This window comes from Pectobacterium araliae, assembly GCF_037076465.1.
Classification (GTDB): domain Bacteria; phylum Pseudomonadota; class Gammaproteobacteria; order Enterobacterales; family Enterobacteriaceae; genus Pectobacterium; species Pectobacterium araliae.
The window spans coordinates 948180-965912 of the sequence record NZ_AP028908.1 but is presented as its reverse complement, the minus strand read 5'-3'; the positions used below and the strand labels follow the sequence as shown (position 1 = coordinate 965912).

Sequence of the window (17733 nt, the reverse complement as noted above, 5' to 3'; positions counted from 1 at the left end):
GAAAAACTGGAGCCAGCACCATCCGATAGACATCAGTAAAAGCAGAGCCGTACTCTATTTTTACTCATGCCTAACAGTGAGCGAACGAACGCCTCACCGCATGGTGAAGGGGGATAATCGACGGGAAGAAAAGTAAACCGCGCAGGGGTGATAAGAAGATACACGCAGTGACGTCATCAACGAGCTGGCGCGAGCGTGCTGCACCATGAGCAATGAATCTGACATATCGGCGATCCTCTTTAGCTACACGCTAACTACGCTTAAAGGGGCGTTCAGGTGAACGAGACGTTAAAAAACCGCGCAATAGTGGCATTATTCTCCATCAAATTCAACAATCCAGCCCGCACTCAACACGGTAAAAAGTGCAACGAAACATGCTGCGCGTATCGGGAAGAAACATTACCACGCTAAGCATGCTGAAAGGATCGCCAGAAACTGGCTAGCAAATAATACAATTGCCTGAAAATAGCGCAGGCGCTCAGCTTTGTGACAGAAACCCGTTGACGCCGTGCGGCCAATACGGTTTAATGCGCCCCGTTGCCCGGATAGCTCAGTCGGTAGAGCAGAGGATTGAAAATCCTCGTGTCCTTGGTTCGATTCCGAGTCCGGGCACCACTATTTTAAAGAAACCAGCCTAACGGCTGGTTTTTTGCTTTTGGGGAATGGGTTCTGAATAGGGTTCGATTCTCTACAAGAGTGTTATCCCACCTCCCCTTCCCCATGATTCATGTTCGTGCCTTGATACCGTGACGGCCAGATATCCTCCGGCTGCTTTCCTAATGCTCAGGCAATTAATCTCTCACCTTTGGGCCAATGTATTGTTAGTGCGTTAGCGAGTGTTGAAGACGCTAATCCAGACGCCCTTGATACCGCCGCCAACGTTGTTCCTTTCTTTCTTAAGCCAGCAATAATGTCTGCCGGATGCCAATCGTGCTTATCCAATTCTCTAACCTCTCCCTGTGATGAATTAATTCAATGATCCCATTTTGGGATATTTATCAAGATCACCAAAATGGCATCGATTTATTCAAATGAATATCAATCAGTTATAAAAATACTGCGAGAGGCCAGAATCGAAAAAGGCATAACCCAAGAAAATTTGGCGAACGCTTTAGGTCGACCTCAGTCTTTTGTAGCCAAAATTGAGAATGGGGAACGTGGGTTAGATATTGTTGAATTTGTCCACATCGCTCACCTGCTATCTGTAGATGCTTCCAGTGTTTTAGAAAGAATAGCGAATAAAATACAGATAGATAGCATTAAGTAATCAACACAAAAAACCACTTATCCCGTTTTGGGATAAAGCAGCGAGCGACTGATATTTGATCCCAAATTTTATGGGGTTGAATCGATGGCTTCTGTTTACTCTGATGAATATCAAATCGTTATCAAGGCATTACGTGAAGCACGCATTGCCAAAGGGATCACGCAGGGAAATCTGGCGCTTGCGCTAGAGCGTCCACAATCGTTTATCGCCAAGGTTGAGAACGGAGAAAGAAGGTTAGACATCGTAGAATTTATCCATATCGCCCGCTTACTTTCTCTAGACCCCACCAGCATTATTGCTAAGATCCCTGCAAAATATAAATCGCTTAGTTAAAGAGGAACACGGCAATGAAAAGCCGGATTATCATTGCCGTGGACAAAGACGATAACCAGATTCCCAATGCTGCCGGGATACCTATTTCTGGTCTAGTGAATGACGTCATAGGCGAAGAAGCCCACCGCATCAAAACTAAGATGTGGAAGAAGGAAAATCGCGAAGAAATGGAAGAAATCGCCCGATTTATCGCGCAGAATAGTTCCTTTGCTGATGAAAACAGGAACTGGTGATCTTATAATTCTTTGTTTATTAAACCAAATACACCATTCATTACAAAATGCTTGTTGACGTACAAAGTGATATTGACGGCGCATGGTCATTCCGCTTATCGAATCACATCACCTGTCTGAGAAAGTGAATAAAACGCTGTTCCCGCAGATCTGCATCGACGGCGAAGACTATCGGCTGATGACGACTGAACTATCTTGCATTCCGGTTGAGGTGATTGGTGAGACTATCGCGGATCTTGGCAAGTATGCCGATGAGATTAAGGATGCTATCAATCTTATGTTTTGGGGGATTTGAACATCAATCAGTAGCAATCGACAAAATGCTGCACATTGATAAGGACTGATACAGATAATTTATTTCAAGTAAATATTTAAATAAATAAGATAAGAATAAAAACCACAGAATATTATTTCACCTATGGTTTTAACAAATTATTTATAAGAAAGATAATATTTTATTTCTCAGATTCCTTTTCATCACCAGTATCTTTTATTAATCCTTTTTCAAGTTGTATTCTATGGGCTCTTTTTAAAACTGACTTACCTAATTTTGTTAAACTCCAATACAAATTATTATCGCTAACTGAATGTTTTTTCTTAGATGGTTCAACAAGATCTAAAGCCACAAAATCGGCCAAATATTTTGTAATAATATTCGAACCTACAGGCCAAGTTTTATAGTAACCAGTTCCAATGAAGCTCAAGGCAATATTATTTGATATTGCTTGAGATGAGTTTTCAACAATGAGGTTAGGGCCAATAGAAAGGAATATTTCCAGAAGGTTAGTGCTATACCTTTTCGCTTCATCCCATTTTGAAGTAGACCTAATTCTTATTACTCGTTCGTTATAGCTCATAATCTCAACAGTCTTTTCGACCTCATCAACATTCTCATGAGAAAGTCGACTTAACTCTTCAATTTTTTTTCTCAAAGAAGAGTTCTCATTGCTAAGGCGAGAGAGTTCATTTGTCACATCAGGATTATTAATTACTTCATTGCTGCGAACCCATCCAACTCTAGGATTTCTACTCATTGCTTTCACAAATGAAATAGTAATTTTACTATGCAGGTCTTCTTTATTAACCCAAAATTGAACCAGTTTATTCTTTACTTTATCTTTAAATTTATCTAATTTCTTTTTCTTTGCTACGTTAGCTTCAACAAAGTCATTGGGCCATGGAGCTGAATTATCAATAATAAAATTTAAAATAGGAACTCCTTTTTCTATAGCATAATCAAATTCTTTTTCAGTATAACTTATTTTTTCAGGCGTTTCGGAACCATAACGATGTGCAAGAATTAAAATATAATAATCACTTTGCTCAATTTGTCTTTTTATTAGCTCCCATTGATGCTCATCAGCTGCACTGAACATCTCCATTCCGACCGGAATGTGGCCGAGATCTAAAACAGCTTTATAGCTTGTTCACGCTCGAGTTGCAGATCTTCATAGGTAGAACTAAGAAATACTTGATATTTTTTTCCACATTAAGCTCTTATAATCTAAAACTGTAACATTGAGAAATACAATTTAATACTTAAAATTAATTAATGAAAGGGATTATTTAAAAAATTTATGTGTGAGATTATATGCCTATGTAATTATCGCGATAAACAGAACCATTCACTTTTAGAGATCTTCCAGCATACTGACCATGTCCCCATGAGGAAATCGCTACGCGCAAGGCTAGATTAGTAGAGTGTAAAATCTCTCAGAAGGGATAAGTCTGCTTATTAGTACATGCTGCGTCACATTTTACTCTGCCAAAAAAGCTGAATATTCCTGATTCTGCACCACTTATTCAAAGAAACCAGCCTAACGGTTGGGTTTTGTTTTTGGGAGATTTGAACCACATTCGATTTTCTACGAGTATATTATCCCGCCTCCCCTTCACCATGATTCGGGTTCACGCTTTGTACGCTCCCCATCAAACCTCCTCAGAAATCTGGCTGATTTCCCGCAGCGCTCCCGGTGCGTGGCCCACGATGCGTTTAAATGCCCGGCTGAACGCTGCCAGCGATCCGTAACCCAGACGCAGCGCCACCGTTTCAATCGCTTGATGTTCATGACGGATGTACTGGACAGCCAGACGCATGCGTAACTCGCTGAGGTATTTCGCGGGTGTCGTACCAGTTGCGGAGAGAAAGCGTTCGGCAAACACGGAACGGGAGGTGCCCGCCTCTTTTGCCAGTTCCGCGACGCTCCAGTTGACGCCCGGATTCTGGTGCATCGCATAAATCGCCCGGCTTAGCCGCGGGTCGCGCAGTACCTGCACCCAGCCCGTTGCTTTACCACAGCCAGCTTCGACCCATCCACGCACGATAAGCGCCGCGACGACATCGGCCAGCCGCGCCAGAATGCCGGCAAACCCCACCTGACGCGTCATCGACTCACGTTCCATCGCCGCAAGCAGCGGATGGATTTCCGGCCAGGTCGACATCAGGCGGCTCACCATCATGACTTCCGGCATCGCTTTGATCAGCGGCTGCATTCCGCCCAGCTCAAAATCCATGCATCCGCTGAAGATCACCGTGTTCTCGGTATCGGGGCACGGTTCGCAGTCGATCGCACACACCGAATTGCAAATCGCTTCGCTGGGAAACGCAGACACCGGTGTGATGTCAGCCTTTTCATCAGAGAGCAGAGCATGCGAATTTCCGTTGGGGATAAACAGCGCGTCCCCACTTTTTAGCACACACGTCGCGCCACTCTCCATGCGCAGCAGCGCCGTGCCTTGGCTGACAAAATGAAACTGCGCCTTGCCGGGCACGTAGTCGAACGCCACACCAAAGGGGGCATAGGTTTCAATTCGGCGATATTTCACCCCGGAAAGACGCATCCCACGCAGAAGCTCGCTGATCAAATCGGGTGACTGAACGGTCATGACGGCAACTCCGGACGAATAATCAATATTTAAGGATTATATGTCATAGATCGTCCATGAGGAAAATCCTATGCTTCGTGACAGTCGTCACATTTTTCTAACGAGAGAGCAACAGATGAATTCATGTATCGCGGCGAGTGAGGCCATCGCGCCCACCAAACCCGCCTGGCGAGCCGTCTATTCACTGGGACTGGGAGTGTTTGGTCTGATTACGGCTGAGTTTTTACCAGCCAGTTTATTAACGCCGATGGCGGCCAGTTTAGGCATCACTGAGGGAATGGCAGGTCAGGCGGTGACCGCGACGGCGCTAGTCGCGCTGGTGACCGGATTGCTCATCACATCGGCAACCAAAAGCATCGACCGTCGTTGGGTATTGATGTTTTTCTCAGTGCTGCAAATCATCTCCAGCCTGCTGGTAGCGTTTGCTCCCGATCTGAACGTGCTGCTATTGGGGCGTTTACTGCTAGGGATTGCGATTGGTGGGTTCTGGGCCATGTCCACCGCTACGGCGATGCGCCTTGTGCCTAAAGATAAAGTGCCTAAAGCGCTGGCGGTGATCTTCTCCAGCGTGTCGATTGCCACTGTCGTTGCCGCGCCGCTTGGCAGCTATTTGGGGAGTTTGATTGGCTGGCGAAACGTCTTTATCCTCTGCATTTTGCCGAGCATTCTGGCGCTGTTGTGGCAGCTCTGGGTGTTGCCATCAATGAAGCCAGAAAGCAGCGGTAGCCTGGGAACACTGTTTCGCGTGCTGCGTCGTCCGGGCATGATCGGCGGGTTGTTGGCAACCGTGCTGATTTTTAGTGGACATTTCGCCTTCTTTACCTACCTTCGCCCGTTCCTGGAAACCGTCGGGCAAGCAAGCGTCGAAAGTATTTCCCTGATTTTACTCGGCTTTGGCCTCGCCAATTTTGTCGGTACCTCGATTGCCGGTTACCTACTGGCGCGCAACTTACGCCTGACGCTGGCACTGGTGCCCTTTGTGATGGGCATTCTGGCGCTAACCATGGTGGCCTTTGGACATCTGGCAATACTGGACGGTCTGCTGGTGGCGATGTGGGGGTTTGCGTTTGGTCTGGTTCCCGTAGGCTGGTCAACCTGGCTTGCGACAACCGTACCGGACGAAGCAGAAAGCGCGGGCGGTTTACTGGTAGCATCGATCCAATTTGCCATCGGGGCTGGTGCTGCGGGTGGCGGGGTGATATTTGACCTCAACGGGGCCAGCGGTGTGTTTGCTGGCAGCGGATTATTGCTGATATCGGCAATGGTGATTGTTTTTGCAGGCGTGCGAGTTCGCGCACAATAAAACGGCATGCCACACCCGAGCGCGGGTGTGGCATCCAGCATGGGAAACCGAACGTTCCCCCACTCGGCTATAAATCTTCCAGCAGATTTTTGGAAAGCTGTCGCAGCATATTCAGATCCTCATCCTTCATACGCATAGAGCAACGCATTTGATTTGGCAGGTCGACGATCCGTTCTTTTAACGCAAGCGCCTTGTCAGTCAGTACCACTTTTTTCATCCGCTCATCACCCGCAACCGCAACCCGATTTAAAAATTCCTTGGCTTCCAGCTTCTGGACAAGCGGCGTCAGCGTGCCTGAATCAAACAGCGTTTTCTCACTCAGTTCCTTGAGCAGGATATTGTCCTGATCGTACAAGGATAGAAGTACGACAAACTGCGGGTAGGTCAGATCGAATTCTTTCAACAGCGGCCGATACTGACGGATCAGTGCATTGGCGACCGAATACAGAGAGAAGCACAATAGTTCACCCAGGGTACTGTTTTCTTTCATTTTAAATACTCCGTTACTCATAAGCTTAAAAAAATTATAAATAATGTTTGACCAAAAGAAACTTGCATACAAATATTTATCTCACGATTAAATCGCATTGTATTTAAAATCACCCTTGTGAACCTATCAACCGCACGATTTTAAAAAAGGCCAATATCATGAAAACCATCTCCACCATCCTGACATCTGCCGTATTCGCTTCTATGACATCCGTCGCTTCAGCCCAGCCGATCAATGCCCCTGCACCGACCGCAGGCGTACAGGCCTTTCTTGATGTCCTGAATTCCGGTAAGGGCAAACCGATAGAACAGATGACCCCGCAGGAAGCACGCCAGGTTCTGATCGGCGCACAACAGGGCGTGAAGCTGCCAGCCGCACAAGTGTCTGAAAAAACCATCCAGGTGAACGGTCAGGCTATTAAGCTGAAAATCGTGAAGCCGGAAAATGCATCCGGTACGCTGCCCGTGTTCATGTTTTTCCATGGCGGCGGCTGGGTGCTCGGTGATTTCCCGACCCACGAACGTTTAATCCGCGATCTGGTCAAGGCGTCGGGTGCCGCAGCGGTGTACGTGGATTACACTCCGTCCCCTGAAGCACGCTTCCCTGTAGCGATCAATCAGTCTTATGAAGCGACGCAGTGGGTGGCCGAGCATGGTCAGGAAATTGGTGTGGACGGTAGCCGTCTGGCGCTGGTCGGCAACAGTGTCGGCGGCAATATGGTCGCTTCTGTTGCCTTACAGGCTAAGCAGTTCGGCGGGCCGAAAATTCGTTATAACGTCATGTTGTGGCCTGTAACGGATGCGAACTTCGATAACGCGTCCTACAACCAGTATGAAAAGGGCTATTTCCTGACGAAAAATATGATGAAGTGGTTCTGGGATAACTACACGACCCGCGCGGCTGACCGTAACAATATTCTTGCCTCCCCGCTTCGTGCTAGTACTGAACAATTGAAGGGCTTCCCGCCAACATTGATTCAGACGGCAGAGCTGGACGTACTACGTGATGAAGGCGAAGCGTTCGGACGTAAGCTGGATGCGGCCAGCGTTCCCGTGACCGTGACTCGCTATAACGGCATGATCCATGACTACGGCCTGCTGAATCCGCTAAGCGAGGAACCGACAGTCATCACCGCGTTAGAGCAGGCAGGCACCGAGTTGCAGAAACACCTGAAATAACAGCTTGATGCTGCAACGGTTCAAAATGATAAAAGCCCTGACTATGTTAGCCAGGGCTTTTAAGGTACTGCAGATTTAAGATTTAACATTCATTGACTTAATAACATTTTACTACTATTGGTACGGCTTCAAATGTACACGTTTATAGCAGATAATATTGGGTACTAAAATTAGCTAAACCTCCCCTATACTTACTGATTTAAACACTCTGCCAACCTTATCGCCATTCAACAATATGGTAGGTTAACAAGTACATCCCCCGTCGCGATATAGACTCTTTGATGCGTGGCCTTACTTCCGTTGCGATATTTTTCACATCACTAAACCAACACTTAATCGCAACCAATAAAAACAAAATCATGGCCTTACATCATCGCGCTTTCATCCCCTTTTTGCGATTGTTGGTACTGACTACGTGGCCTTAAAGCATCATCGAGTGAGGATATGAATATTTCTCAACATCGATTACCCATACAACAATACTTCGTGACCTGTATCGCAAAATACGTGTTAAAGAGCATATTCACTGTCTTTAACATCACAGCAGGCTGAAACTTCTCTGCTGTTAGTAACCAATCTACGGATTTTAAAAACAGTGTCAATACTGTTTTTAATAACATGATTTTAATAACAGTAGTCATTAGGTCAGCATGAGGAAAAAGGCCTTTGCAGTCAAAGGCATCATCATGATTTCTTAAATACTTCTAATATGCTCAGCGGAATTTATATTTCTCCCTTTATTCTCTGATTTCATAGGGCGGATGATTTTACGATCTAGCTCGTCATTTATAGCGATACGAAAAACATGCTGAAATGAGGATAAAAACATATCATCCGTTTGGCCGAACGGTAATCAACCATCGACCATCCGGCCAGAATAAATAAGGGATTAAAACGTCATAATTTAAAGACGCTATTATTTTAAAAATAGGATTTGTTATCTATGGCTTAAAATAATGATTACCGGAAAACGCGTCCACCAATATGGCGAGCGGTGTCGATATACGCCTCTGGCGTTTCCAGTTCCGGCATCAGCAGTATTTCAGACGTCAATACTGGCGCACCGCAGTAGTCAAAAATCCCGTGTGCGATCTGAGCATGAAAGGCGTCCGCGTAGCCATGCTTTTCAAATGTTCTCTGGTTGACTGCTCCCAGCGCCACAAGGTGTACTGGTAAATGCCCCAGTTTCTTTATCACATTTCCATCGGCGGTTTCTTCATAGGCCCAGCCGTTTGAAAACACGCGATCGATCCACCCTTTCAACAACCCCGGCATGGACCACCAGTAAATCGGGAACACCAGCACCAACGCATCAGCGTTATCAATACGGGATTGCTCAGCAATGACGTCAGGTGGTGTTGCACCTGTACACTGAAAAGCCGCTATATCTGGCACAGAAAACACCGGGTTAAAGCCTTCCTGTGTAAGATCTGCGATTTCAAACGTATTTTCTGGGTTTGCCCCAGCGATCCCTTCCGCAATCGCGGTAGCGACACTGTGCGTTAGTGAGGTATGAACAGGATGAGAAACGACAAGTAGTGCATGCATTCTGGGTACTCCCTATTGCCATGAAACGACGTCAGATATAGTCTTATATACTAGTAGTAACCTACCATGAGTAAGTTAGTTTTGGTATATAAGAATGTCAAGAGGACAACAACGGCAATGTTCAGACCACAGGCACGGCAGCGTTTATCAAGAGAAGATCGCTACGCACAACTGATAAAAGCCGCCTGGCAGATTATTCGGGAGGAAGGAACGGAAGCGCTGACCCTCGGGCATCTGGCAGAACGGGCGGGCGTAACAAAGCCGGTCGTTTACGATCACTTTACTAACCGTTCGGGGCTGTTAGCTGCACTTTATAAGGAATATGATGCCCGCCAGACGGCGATTATGGATGACATTATCCGTAAAACAGAACCCGTGCTCGACAAACTGGCTACGGTGATTGCCGCATCCTATATCGATTGTGTACTGCTCCAGGGACGTGAAATGCCCAACGTGATGGCGGCGCTTACCGGAACCCCCGAACTTGAACAAATCCGGCAGGAGTACGATGCCATTTTCACGGAGAAATGCCGCGCTCTTTTTGTTCCATTCTGTGCAGGGAAACCACTTCATGATGCCGCACTGCGGGCCATGCTCGGTTCCGCTGAAGGGTTATCTTATGCTGCGGTGCAAGGGATTATTACGGAACAACAGGCTAAGGATGAACTATTCCATGTGATTATCTCTATGGTGCAAAGGTGTGGTGCAAATAAGTGACATCATGCTTACTGCAAAATCGCTGAAACGGCCCAACACTGACAAGGAATATAAAGCCGAAGCGATCATGACGTTTCTTGAAGGAATGATCGTGAGAGCAGAATTTATCGGTGTAGCCAGCGGAGAAGATGTTTATCGCCGACACGCGAAGCTGCTAGCGTTCCCCCATTCTTCTCTTAGCCAGTCATAACCCGGAGCCTGCCGCACAGCGACAACGCGAACCGACGAACAAATCACCACCATTAACGCTGTCTTTAATTGAGGAAGTAGCCATGAATTCATCGGTCACGCAAGGCGCTCACCATATTGGTTTGACGGTATCAGCATTGGAAGAAAGCGCACATTTTTTTACCGAACTGCTGGGTTGGCAGGAGGTAAAACGCAGAGAGGATTACCCTGCTATTTTTGTCAGCGACGGAACGGTGATGCTCACGCTTTGGCAAGTACAAACCAGCGAACCTGTCCCATTCGATCGAAAAAACAATGTCGGCTTGCACCATCTTGCGATTAAGGTTAATAGCAAAGCCGCGCTGTTTGAGATCGCTGAGAAATTATCAGCCCATAACATCAACATTGAATTCCCACCTTCCCTGATTAATGACGGCCCGGCAATGCATATGATGTGCCATGAACCGAGTGGAATCCGCATCGAATTTTATTGGTCAGGTCAGTAAGCACGGATTAAGAAAATCTGGCTCATGACCCGCATCAATAACGGCTCAAAGAGGCTTGCTATTTAGCATGGTTTAAAATTGATCAAAATCAATAAAAAACCCGTAAATACATTAATTTACTTTTCTATACGCTCAAACTTTTGACCTTCCCGTAGGGGGAAGGTGTAACGTCATAACATCTTATTTCAAGATAATGACGCTATTGAGGGGAAGTAATGATGAAGATAAAGATGATGGCGGTACTATTCGGCCTGACATTAAGCAGTTCAGGTTTCGCAGCGACGACTGACGCCAACGCTTTTCTAGCCAAGCAAGGGCTGGCGGGGAAAACCGTCGAGCAGATCGTTGATGTTATCGATCGGTCGCCACAAACGAGGCCTTTGCCCTACAGCGCGTCCATTACCAGCAAAGAACTGAAATTATCGGATGGGCAGCAGCAATATAGCTATCCGCTGGGGGATAAATTTTACCTCTCATTCGCCCCTTATATTCAGCAAACGCATCCCTGCTTTAACCACAGTTTGTCTGGGTGTCAGGGCGAGCTCACCAATACAGCATTTGACGTAAAAATCACGGATAAAACCGGTAACGTTATTATGCAGAAAACCCTAAACAGCCACCAGAACGGTTTTGTTGGCGTATGGTTACCACGCAATATTGAAGGGACGATTAATGTCACCTATCAAGGGCGCACGGCAAGCTCACCGTTTGCGACCTATAGCGACAGCCAGACTTGCATGACGACATTGCCATTGAAAGAACAGGCGTAGTGAAAGGGATTACCCTACTTGCACGAGAGGAAACACCCCAACGATCATGATTATTTGCTGCCGGGTATGACCTCCCCGGCAGCAAAATATCGCTCGCTTCTTATTTACACACCGGAAGGTGTTATGTGGCGAGAGTAAAAATACAGGCAACACAGACAATAATCAGCGTTCTTACTTTTTCGTCCATTTATTTTCTGGTGACTGATAAGCATGAAAGAGTGTTAATCACACTTCAGGGCTGTCGGAAAACAGCAACATATTCGCATAGTCACGACGTAAGAATCCTGCATCAACCATGCCGCTAACCATGTCTTGCAAGGGATAAAAATAGCCCGCAATGTTGAGAAAAGCACTGGGTTTCTCATGAATACCCAACTGCGCCCATGTTCACTGCTCAAATATTTCTTCAAATGTTCCGCCACCGCTGGGAAGTGCAATAAACGCATCCAACAAGGAATCACTCCCTGATATTACATGCCATCTTTGATTGGACGGTGCTAATCAGATAGGCATACTTCGTCAGCATTTCGAACTGGATAACATCATTTTCAGCCAGGATAGGAATCGCCTCATCGGGTGCATTATCATTGATATTCTTACTCATCCCGATATTGTTCACCACCAGTCGGTTCCCCTCCCACACGGAATCAAAGCTGAACGTACGCCGAATCGTCAACGGTACACCATCCTCGCCAATGTAAAAGCCATTGACTAAAACCAGCGCTTTATTTTGTTTATTTAAATAAAAATAGACGTCATATTCCTTTCTGACCTTCTGATCTTCTTCGTAGAGCTTTACTTCACCCTGACATATCAGTGGTTTTCTATATAAATTACTTGTTAAATAAAGAATAATCCCAAGAGAAAATGAAACAAAAAGCACCAGTATAGTGCAAAAAAATTTCTTTCTGACTTTAATTATTAACATAAGTGATACATCCACGCCCATCTTTATTGCAGGAAATAACGATTTCACTTTTCTTATCCAGCACGCCAGATATAACAATCTTTTTCGATAGGAAGAATAATGAGTTATCTGAGCACAAATTTTTATAGTCGGTCGGGAGAGGATAACCCACGCTGTTATATAAATAGAAAAGATCGCACTTCCCATTCATCTTCACATCGACAAGGTGTCGATACGAAAAACGATTTGCGTTCTCCAGCACGAACAAGAAAACCCCAACTATCGTTATCCAGATGAGAAGGAACCGAACATATTGCTGTTTTTTTACTGGATCAGGTATGGCGTGATGTTTTATAGAAAATGGTTTTTCTTCTTCATAAACGTCTTCTTTAATTTTCTCCTCTTCCCTTTGATTTAACGTTTCTTTTTCTCCCCCCTCTGACGTCGGATAGGAAACAATACTTGCGGCGTTAAAAACAACCCCCAGTTTGGGGATAGTCACAATCGAGTCTGAAAGATCAAACTCGCGCAATACCTTCCTTAGTAAAGAGAGATAATTGTTGAGATTATTGAGAGAAGGACAAAGCGCATGCTTTTCCAGTGCTTCCTTTAACAAAAAATCACGGCTTAACGTTACTCCTTGATTCTCTATTAACAAGCAGAGTAATCGTGAAATAGGAAAACTCACAGAAGTTGCTTCATTTTCACGTTCTATCCATGCCAGCGTTCCCTCTCCCTCGTTGAAAATGATTAAATCATTAATCAAATAAACCATTCGACCTTTTTCCACCAAGATTAGAGGCACTATTCATTCGCTACCGTAAGATTATAGATACGATTTTTATAGGCATAAACCTACGGAATAGTCTGAAAAATCACGACATTCAAAAAACGTCATCTATGAAAGGAAAATCAATTATATACATAGCCTTACCACGGCTATCCTTGGCAAGGATAAAAACTTACCTATATATTGTCAAAGATTATTTAACTTTCATTTAATCATTGTATAAATAAAAAGATATCTCATTATTTTTATAAATCAATAGATATTCAACTTTATCATCCGCCAAGAAGGCGAATGACAAATAACACACTGAATTAAAATGAATTATCCGGATAACTGATATTTACATTACATGATTCAACAGTATCCACTGCGCGCGCACATCAGAATAAAAACCTAAATAAACATAAATTTAAAACATTTAAACTAAATAAATGTAATTAAATCAATATATTTGACCAAAAAATCACCTAACACTACTATTCCACCAGTTTCAGGGGAGCTAACGGGACAAGCCAGCCAATATATTCACCACGTGAGTATGGCTACACACCGTTAACTAACCACAGAAGAAAAGGCACTACTCATCATGTAGGAATGTCGCGAGTACTCATGGTTCGCATTCACGCTTTTTATAGAGTAATCAACAGAGAGAGCATCATATGAAATTATCAAAACTCACCCTAGCATCACTCATCTCCGTGATATTTTCTGTCGGTGCACAGGCCGCAGACTCACACAATGGATCGGTGACATTTAAAGGAAAAATTATTGATACGCCCTGCTCGGTGTCTCCCGAAGATCTGCACCAAACTATCGACTTTGGCGAAATCAGCAAAACGGTATTGGAAAACGGTGGTACTTCAGAGATTAAGCCGTTTGATATCACATTAAAAGATTGCAGTTTGGACACAGCAACCAGCGCCAAAATCGTTTTCTCTGGCGGTGTAGCATCTGGCACCAATAATGAGTTGTTAGCGTTAAATGGTAGTGCGAGCGGTGCAGGTATTGCCGTAGAACGGGTCGGTGAAAAAATTAAATTCGACGGAACGACGCTGGCCGTAGCGGCCACACCGTTAGCAAATGGGGATAATATTTTCTCCTTCACCTCATATGTCGAAAAACTGCCAACACCAGAGGCGGGTCAAGCTCCAGTAGTAACAACGGGTAGTTTCTCTAGCACAGCTAATTTTGTTGTTTCTTATCAATAAAATATAGCTATATCAACAGCAGATTTGAATGGGTATAGGGGGAGTTTTCTTCCCCTATACCCTCTTAATTCCACATATCATTTGACGTGCGTGGATACCTACAACGCGGCATCTGCTTAAGCATATATTCCCTATGGCAATGAAAAACATTACGTCCAAAGAAAAAATAAAAACCATGTTAGCTCGCTATAGTATTTTTATTTTTTCTTTGGGTACAACATCGCTCAGTGCGACGGAATTTAACGTCAATGTACTTGATGTCGACGATCGCAACGACATTGATCTTAGCCATTTTTCCGATCCCGAATATGTCACACCAGGTGCCTACCTTTTATCCCTAAAAGTAAACTCACGTGAAATACAGCAGCAGATAATAAATTATCTGCCAGAAGGCAATAAGAGCCCCCGACCTACAGCCTGCCTCCCGCCTGAGCTTGTCGATAAACTGGCACTAAAAAAAGAAGCACGCGATAAAATCGAATCATGGAATAACGGAAAGTGCGTCGATCTGACCCCCATTGCTGGCGTCAAAGTCTCTAATCAAATAGGCATGGGAACGCTGAATATTACGATCCCTCAGGCGTGGTTGATGTACAGCGATCGCAACTGGATTCCACCCGAACAATGGGATCATGGCATCAACGGTGCACTGCTGGACTACAACCTTGTTGGGAACGTGCGTCGTGATACTAACGGCAGAGGAACATCGCACTATCTCAGTAGTTATGGCACAACCGGATTCAATCTTGGAGCCTGGCGCTACCGCGCCGATTATCGCTATTTTCTACAAAAATCACGCAATTCGAATCGCGATAGCTTTTCGTGGGATCAGTTTTACGCCTACCGCCCGCTTCCCACCCTGTCAGCCGATCTCAAACTGGGTGAAATGTATTTCAGCAGTAATCTATTTGATAGTTATCGCTTTACCGGTGTGTCAGTAGCCAATAACGACAATATGCTTCCCCCTTCTCTGCGTGGCTATGCGCCCGAAATTCGTGGTGTTGCCAAATCAAACGCGACGGTGACCGTCACGCAAAATGACAGGCTCATTTATGAAACCACCGTGCCTGCCGGCCCCTTTGCGATTCAGGATATGAAAAACGGCGTCAGCGGGACGCTGGATGTTCGTGTAACAGAAGAAGATGGCACAGTGACAACGTTCCAAACTGAGTCGGCCAATCTGCCTTATCTGACACGGCCAGGACACGTCCAGTACAAACTTGCGGCGGGCAAACCTTCAAATACCAATCATCGTCTGCAAGGCCCCGCCTTTTCTGCTGCCGAAGCCTCATGGGGATTATCTAACGCGTGGTCGGTGTACGGCGGCACCATTTTGTCCGATCGTTATCAGTCCTGGTCGGCAGGCATTGGGAAAAATCTCTACCTGCTGGGCGCTCTGTCCGCTGACGTCACGCAGTCGCGCACCACGCTGCCAACCCCGGCCTCGTCGCAGATGGGACATGCTTTTTCGCTTAACTGGTCTAAATATTTCAGCTCGATCGATAGCCAGATTAGTTTTGCAGGCTATCGTTTCTCAGAGAAGACCTACATGAGCATGGCGCAGTATCTCTACGCCCTGAATCTTGATAGCCGCTATCGCAATGAAAAAGAACGTTACACCATTACTCTCTCGAAGAATTTCGCGACACAAGAGACGACTCCACTGTTGAGTGGGCTATCGACTTACGTTACCTATACGCGCCAAACCTACTGGAATGAAGCCGAGCAGGATCGCTATGGGATATCACTGAATAAATATTTTGATATCGGCGAAATTAAAGGCATTTCTGCGAATTTATCGGCCTATCGCACTGAATTCAACCAACGTACTGATGACAGTCTGTACCTCAGCTTTTCCATTCCGCTCAGGGAGAAAGATCGTCTGAGCTACAGCATCGGGCACTACAACAACAGCAGCAACCAAACGCTGACCTATTCCAATAACGCCGATCCACACCGAACCTGGAACCTGAGTGCTCGACACGATAGCAGGGAGAACACGTACCTGAGCGGCAACTATACCCGTCTGGCACCGATGACCGATGCCTCTGTGGGCGTTGCCTGGCAGCAGGATCGTTATACCTACCTAAACGGTTCGTTGCGCGGCGGAATTACCGCAACCCGCCACGGCGTCGCAGCACATCCTAAAGGCAATCAAGGCGGCACTCGCATTATGGTCGACACGGATCAGGCAGGCGTAGCATTCGCCAGCAGCCAAGTTGAGACTAACCGCTATGGCTTGGCTGTCATTGCTGGCAGCAGTAGCTACTACGATGTATCGACCCGCATCGATATGCAGAAATTACCGCAACATATTGAAGCGATGACGACAGTGGTTCAAGGAACCCTGACTGAAGGCGCCATTGGCTACCGCAAATTTGATGTGGTCAGTGGGGCAAAAATCATGGGATATATCACGCTGGCCGATGGCAAATATCCTCCCTTCGCGGCTCAGATAAAAAACAAGAAAGGCCGCGATATTGCCATGATCACCAACAATGGACAGGCCTATATCACGGGCGTGTCGCCTGACGAAACGCTGTCCGTCATCTGGGAAGGGAAGGCGCAGTGTTCCATCACCCTACCCGCAATCTTAAACCATCTTGATACATTGCTGCTGCCCTGCAAATAAGCGGCAAGAAATAGAAAACCCCGGAGAGTACGTATGACATACCCATTTTATCGGCGAACAGCAGGAATCATTATCAGCGGCCTGCTTTTGATACCCTCGGCCTATAGTGCACTGAGCCTCGATCGCACCCGCGTTATTTTTAACGATGATGAACAGTCAGCAACGGTGATGCTGATGAATCAAAACGCGGAGAATCCGTTTCTGGCGCAGTCCTGGCTGACGGACGAGCGACGCAATAAAGTAATCAGTCCGTTAATGGTGTTACCGCCATTACAGCGCATCGAAGCGAAAGGATATAGCCTGATCCGTCTGGTTAAGACGGATAAAATCAACCAATTGCCAACCGATCGCGAATCGCTGTTTTATCTTAACGTCCGGGAAATCCCACCCAAGACGGACAAGCCTAACGTATTACAGATAGCCATTCAGTCTGAAATTAAGGTGTTCTTTCGCCCCCGTGGCGTAAAGCCAGCCAAAGACGAAATCTGGCAGGAAAAACTGATCGTCCGAAAAACGGGAAGCACCTTTCAGGTAGAAAACCCCACGCCGTACTACATCACGGTCAGCGGCATCTTGAAACAGCCAAAAGCGACGCGCGCCAACCCGACCAGCTTGCTGAAGGACAACGCCTTTATGGTCGCGCCACGCTCAACCCTGTCAGTTAAGGTGAATGACGGCGCGGTCGATCGCTTCTATCTGTATTACGTCAACGACTACGGCGGCCATCTGGAGTTGCCTTTTACCTGCGCACAAAACCAGTGCCAGCCCGCCATCCGTAAATAAGCTACAGGGAACCT

General features: G+C 46.0%; 19 protein-coding genes, 1 tRNA gene and 3 pseudogenes. 14 read left to right on the top strand and 9 right to left on the bottom strand.

Annotated elements, in window-relative coordinates:
- Positions 1-93 precede the first annotated feature (93 nt).
- On the bottom strand, positions 94-225 hold the full coding sequence (locus tag AACH44_RS04380) for a hypothetical protein (RefSeq protein WP_261847317.1): 132 nt from the start codon (positions 223-225) through the stop codon (positions 94-96).
- Between the two features lie 314 nt (positions 226-539).
- Between AACH44_RS04380 and AACH44_RS04375 the strand changes: the two genes are divergently transcribed.
- Positions 540-615: transfer RNA gene (locus AACH44_RS04375), tRNA-Phe, on the top strand.
- Positions 616-699: 84 nt separating this feature from the next.
- Here AACH44_RS04375 and AACH44_RS21175 read toward each other — a convergent pair.
- Positions 700-942, bottom strand: a pseudogene (locus tag AACH44_RS21175) (helix-turn-helix domain-containing protein).
- 70 nt (positions 943-1012) lie between these two features.
- Between AACH44_RS21175 and AACH44_RS04365 the strand changes: the two are divergent.
- From AACH44_RS04365 to AACH44_RS04350, 4 genes and pseudogenes are all read left to right on the top strand, one after another.
- The gene (locus tag AACH44_RS04365; RefSeq protein WP_261847316.1) at positions 1013-1267 is read left to right on the top strand and encodes a helix-turn-helix domain-containing protein; all 255 of its coding nucleotides are present in this window, start codon (positions 1013-1015) and stop codon (positions 1265-1267) included.
- 84 nt (positions 1268-1351) lie between these two features.
- A complete protein-coding gene (locus AACH44_RS04360; RefSeq protein WP_261847315.1) occupies positions 1352-1600 on the top strand; it encodes a helix-turn-helix domain-containing protein in 249 nt (82 codons plus the stop codon).
- Positions 1601-1614: 14 nt separating this feature from the next.
- Positions 1615-1833 (top strand): type II toxin-antitoxin system antitoxin CcdA, encoded by a 219-nt coding sequence (gene ccdA / locus AACH44_RS04355; RefSeq protein WP_261847314.1) that lies wholly within the window; start codon positions 1615-1617, stop codon positions 1831-1833.
- A gap of 47 nt (positions 1834-1880) precedes the next feature.
- Positions 1881-2128 (top strand): annotated as a pseudogene (locus tag AACH44_RS04350) (CcdB family protein).
- Positions 2129-2288: 160 nt separating this feature from the next.
- On the opposite strand, the gene AACH44_RS04345 reads toward AACH44_RS04350, so the two are convergent.
- Both AACH44_RS04345 and AACH44_RS04340 read right to left on the bottom strand, forming a co-directional pair.
- Positions 2289-3209 carry a DUF4062 domain-containing protein gene (locus AACH44_RS04345; RefSeq protein ID WP_338659511.1) on the bottom strand — a complete coding sequence of 307 codons (921 nt, stop codon included), beginning with the start codon at positions 3207-3209 and terminating at the stop codon, positions 2289-2291.
- A 553-nt stretch (positions 3210-3762) separates the two neighbouring features.
- Positions 3763-4719: an AraC family transcriptional regulator gene (locus tag AACH44_RS04340; RefSeq protein ID WP_103861252.1), complete on the bottom strand. Its 957-nt coding sequence runs from the start codon at positions 4717-4719 to the stop codon at positions 3763-3765.
- Between the two features lie 115 nt (positions 4720-4834).
- On the opposite strand from AACH44_RS04340, the gene AACH44_RS04335 reads away from it, so the two are divergent.
- Positions 4835-6022, top strand: a complete 1188-nt coding sequence (locus tag AACH44_RS04335; protein WP_261847313.1) for an MFS transporter — start codon at positions 4835-4837, stop codon at positions 6020-6022.
- A 67-nt stretch (positions 6023-6089) separates the two neighbouring features.
- Here the strand turns inward: AACH44_RS04335 and AACH44_RS04330 are convergent, their stop codons facing one another.
- On the bottom strand, positions 6090-6512 hold the full coding sequence (locus tag AACH44_RS04330; protein WP_010303416.1) for a MarR family winged helix-turn-helix transcriptional regulator: 423 nt from the start codon (positions 6510-6512) through the stop codon (positions 6090-6092).
- Between the two features lie 158 nt (positions 6513-6670).
- On the opposite strand from AACH44_RS04330, the gene AACH44_RS04325 reads away from it, so the two are divergent.
- On the top strand, positions 6671-7690 hold the full coding sequence (locus AACH44_RS04325) for an alpha/beta hydrolase (protein ID WP_261847312.1): 1020 nt from the start codon (positions 6671-6673) through the stop codon (positions 7688-7690).
- A 960-nt stretch (positions 7691-8650) separates the two neighbouring features.
- Here AACH44_RS04325 and AACH44_RS04320 read toward each other — a convergent pair.
- Positions 8651-9238 (bottom strand): NAD(P)H-dependent oxidoreductase, encoded by a 588-nt coding sequence (locus tag AACH44_RS04320; RefSeq protein ID WP_261847311.1) that lies wholly within the window; start codon positions 9236-9238, stop codon positions 8651-8653.
- Between the two features lie 117 nt (positions 9239-9355).
- Here AACH44_RS04320 and AACH44_RS04315 point away from each other — a divergent pair, with 117 nt between their 5' ends.
- The 4 genes from AACH44_RS04315 to cueP all read left to right on the top strand — a co-directional run bounded on the left by AACH44_RS04315 (position 9356) and on the right by cueP (position 11399).
- Positions 9356-9955 (top strand): TetR/AcrR family transcriptional regulator, encoded by a 600-nt coding sequence (locus AACH44_RS04315; protein WP_261847310.1) that lies wholly within the window; start codon positions 9356-9358, stop codon positions 9953-9955.
- Between the two features lie 4 nt (positions 9956-9959).
- Positions 9960-10145 (top strand): hypothetical protein, encoded by a 186-nt coding sequence (locus AACH44_RS04310; RefSeq protein WP_261847309.1) that lies wholly within the window; start codon positions 9960-9962, stop codon positions 10143-10145.
- Between the two features lie 82 nt (positions 10146-10227).
- Positions 10228-10629, top strand: coding sequence for a VOC family protein (locus tag AACH44_RS04305; protein WP_261847308.1), 402 nt, complete (start codon positions 10228-10230; stop codon positions 10627-10629).
- 215 nt (positions 10630-10844) lie between these two features.
- Positions 10845-11399 (top strand): copper-binding periplasmic metallochaperone CueP, encoded by a 555-nt coding sequence (gene cueP / locus AACH44_RS04300; protein WP_261847307.1) that lies wholly within the window; start codon positions 10845-10847, stop codon positions 11397-11399.
- A 225-nt stretch (positions 11400-11624) separates the two neighbouring features.
- On the opposite strand, the pseudogene AACH44_RS04295 reads toward cueP, so the two are convergent.
- The 3 genes and pseudogenes from AACH44_RS04295 to AACH44_RS04285 form a co-directional block, all read right to left on the bottom strand.
- A pseudogene (locus tag AACH44_RS04295) lies at positions 11625-11855 on the bottom strand (LOG family protein); the annotation flags it as partial.
- Position 11856: 1 nt separating this feature from the next.
- The gene (locus AACH44_RS04290; protein ID WP_261847306.1) at positions 11857-12327 is read right to left on the bottom strand and encodes a FidL; all 471 of its coding nucleotides are present in this window, start codon (positions 12325-12327) and stop codon (positions 11857-11859) included.
- Positions 12314-13081 (bottom strand): winged helix-turn-helix domain-containing protein, encoded by a 768-nt coding sequence (locus AACH44_RS04285; RefSeq protein ID WP_261847305.1) that lies wholly within the window; start codon positions 13079-13081, stop codon positions 12314-12316. The genes AACH44_RS04290 and AACH44_RS04285 overlap by 14 nt, the downstream gene beginning before the upstream one ends.
- Positions 13082-13755: 674 nt before the next feature.
- On the opposite strand from AACH44_RS04285, the gene AACH44_RS04280 reads away from it, so the two are divergent.
- The 3 genes from AACH44_RS04280 to AACH44_RS04270 all read left to right on the top strand — a co-directional run bounded on the left by AACH44_RS04280 (position 13756) and on the right by AACH44_RS04270 (position 17719).
- On the top strand, positions 13756-14304 hold the full coding sequence (locus AACH44_RS04280; RefSeq protein ID WP_261847304.1) for a fimbrial protein: 549 nt from the start codon (positions 13756-13758) through the stop codon (positions 14302-14304).
- Positions 14305-14479: 175 nt separating this feature from the next.
- Positions 14480-16936, top strand: coding sequence for a fimbria/pilus outer membrane usher protein (locus tag AACH44_RS04275; RefSeq protein ID WP_261847303.1), 2457 nt, complete (start codon positions 14480-14482; stop codon positions 16934-16936).
- Between the two features lie 33 nt (positions 16937-16969).
- Positions 16970-17719 carry a fimbrial biogenesis chaperone gene (locus AACH44_RS04270; RefSeq protein WP_261847302.1) on the top strand — a complete coding sequence of 250 codons (750 nt, stop codon included), beginning with the start codon at positions 16970-16972 and terminating at the stop codon, positions 17717-17719.
- Positions 17720-17733 lie beyond the last annotated feature (14 nt).

Bases quoted from the DNA above. Each gene is read 5' to 3' on its own strand.
- AACH44_RS04380 (WP_261847317.1), bottom strand. From the start codon at position 225: ATGTCAGATTCATTGCTCATGGTGCAGCACGCTCGCGCCAGCTCGTTG.
- AACH44_RS04365 (WP_261847316.1), top strand. From the start codon at position 1,013: ATGGCATCGATTTATTCAAATGAATATCAATCAGTTATAAAAATACTG.
- AACH44_RS04360 (WP_261847315.1), top strand. From the start codon at position 1,352: ATGGCTTCTGTTTACTCTGATGAATATCAAATCGTTATCAAGGCATTA.
- ccdA (WP_261847314.1), top strand. From the start codon at position 1,615: ATGAAAAGCCGGATTATCATTGCCGTGGACAAAGACGATAACCAGATT.
- AACH44_RS04345 (WP_338659511.1), bottom strand. From the start codon at position 3,209: ATGTTCAGTGCAGCTGATGAGCATCAATGGGAGCTAATAAAAAGACAA.
- AACH44_RS04340 (WP_103861252.1), bottom strand. From the start codon at position 4,719: ATGACCGTTCAGTCACCCGATTTGATCAGCGAGCTTCTGCGTGGGATG.
- AACH44_RS04335 (WP_261847313.1), top strand. From the start codon at position 4,835: ATGAATTCATGTATCGCGGCGAGTGAGGCCATCGCGCCCACCAAACCC.
- AACH44_RS04330 (WP_010303416.1), bottom strand. From the start codon at position 6,512: ATGAAAGAAAACAGTACCCTGGGTGAACTATTGTGCTTCTCTCTGTAT.
- AACH44_RS04325 (WP_261847312.1), top strand. From the start codon at position 6,671: ATGAAAACCATCTCCACCATCCTGACATCTGCCGTATTCGCTTCTATG.
- AACH44_RS04320 (WP_261847311.1), bottom strand. From the start codon at position 9,238: ATGCATGCACTACTTGTCGTTTCTCATCCTGTTCATACCTCACTAACG.
- AACH44_RS04315 (WP_261847310.1), top strand. From the start codon at position 9,356: ATGTTCAGACCACAGGCACGGCAGCGTTTATCAAGAGAAGATCGCTAC.
- AACH44_RS04310 (WP_261847309.1), top strand. From the start codon at position 9,960: ATGCTTACTGCAAAATCGCTGAAACGGCCCAACACTGACAAGGAATAT.
- AACH44_RS04305 (WP_261847308.1), top strand. From the start codon at position 10,228: ATGAATTCATCGGTCACGCAAGGCGCTCACCATATTGGTTTGACGGTA.
- cueP (WP_261847307.1), top strand. From the start codon at position 10,845: ATGATGAAGATAAAGATGATGGCGGTACTATTCGGCCTGACATTAAGC.
- AACH44_RS04290 (WP_261847306.1), bottom strand. From the start codon at position 12,327: ATGTTAATAATTAAAGTCAGAAAGAAATTTTTTTGCACTATACTGGTG.
- AACH44_RS04285 (WP_261847305.1), bottom strand. From the start codon at position 13,081: ATGGTTTATTTGATTAATGATTTAATCATTTTCAACGAGGGAGAGGGA.
- AACH44_RS04280 (WP_261847304.1), top strand. From the start codon at position 13,756: ATGAAATTATCAAAACTCACCCTAGCATCACTCATCTCCGTGATATTT.
- AACH44_RS04275 (WP_261847303.1), top strand. From the start codon at position 14,480: ATGTTAGCTCGCTATAGTATTTTTATTTTTTCTTTGGGTACAACATCG.
- AACH44_RS04270 (WP_261847302.1), top strand. From the start codon at position 16,970: ATGACATACCCATTTTATCGGCGAACAGCAGGAATCATTATCAGCGGC.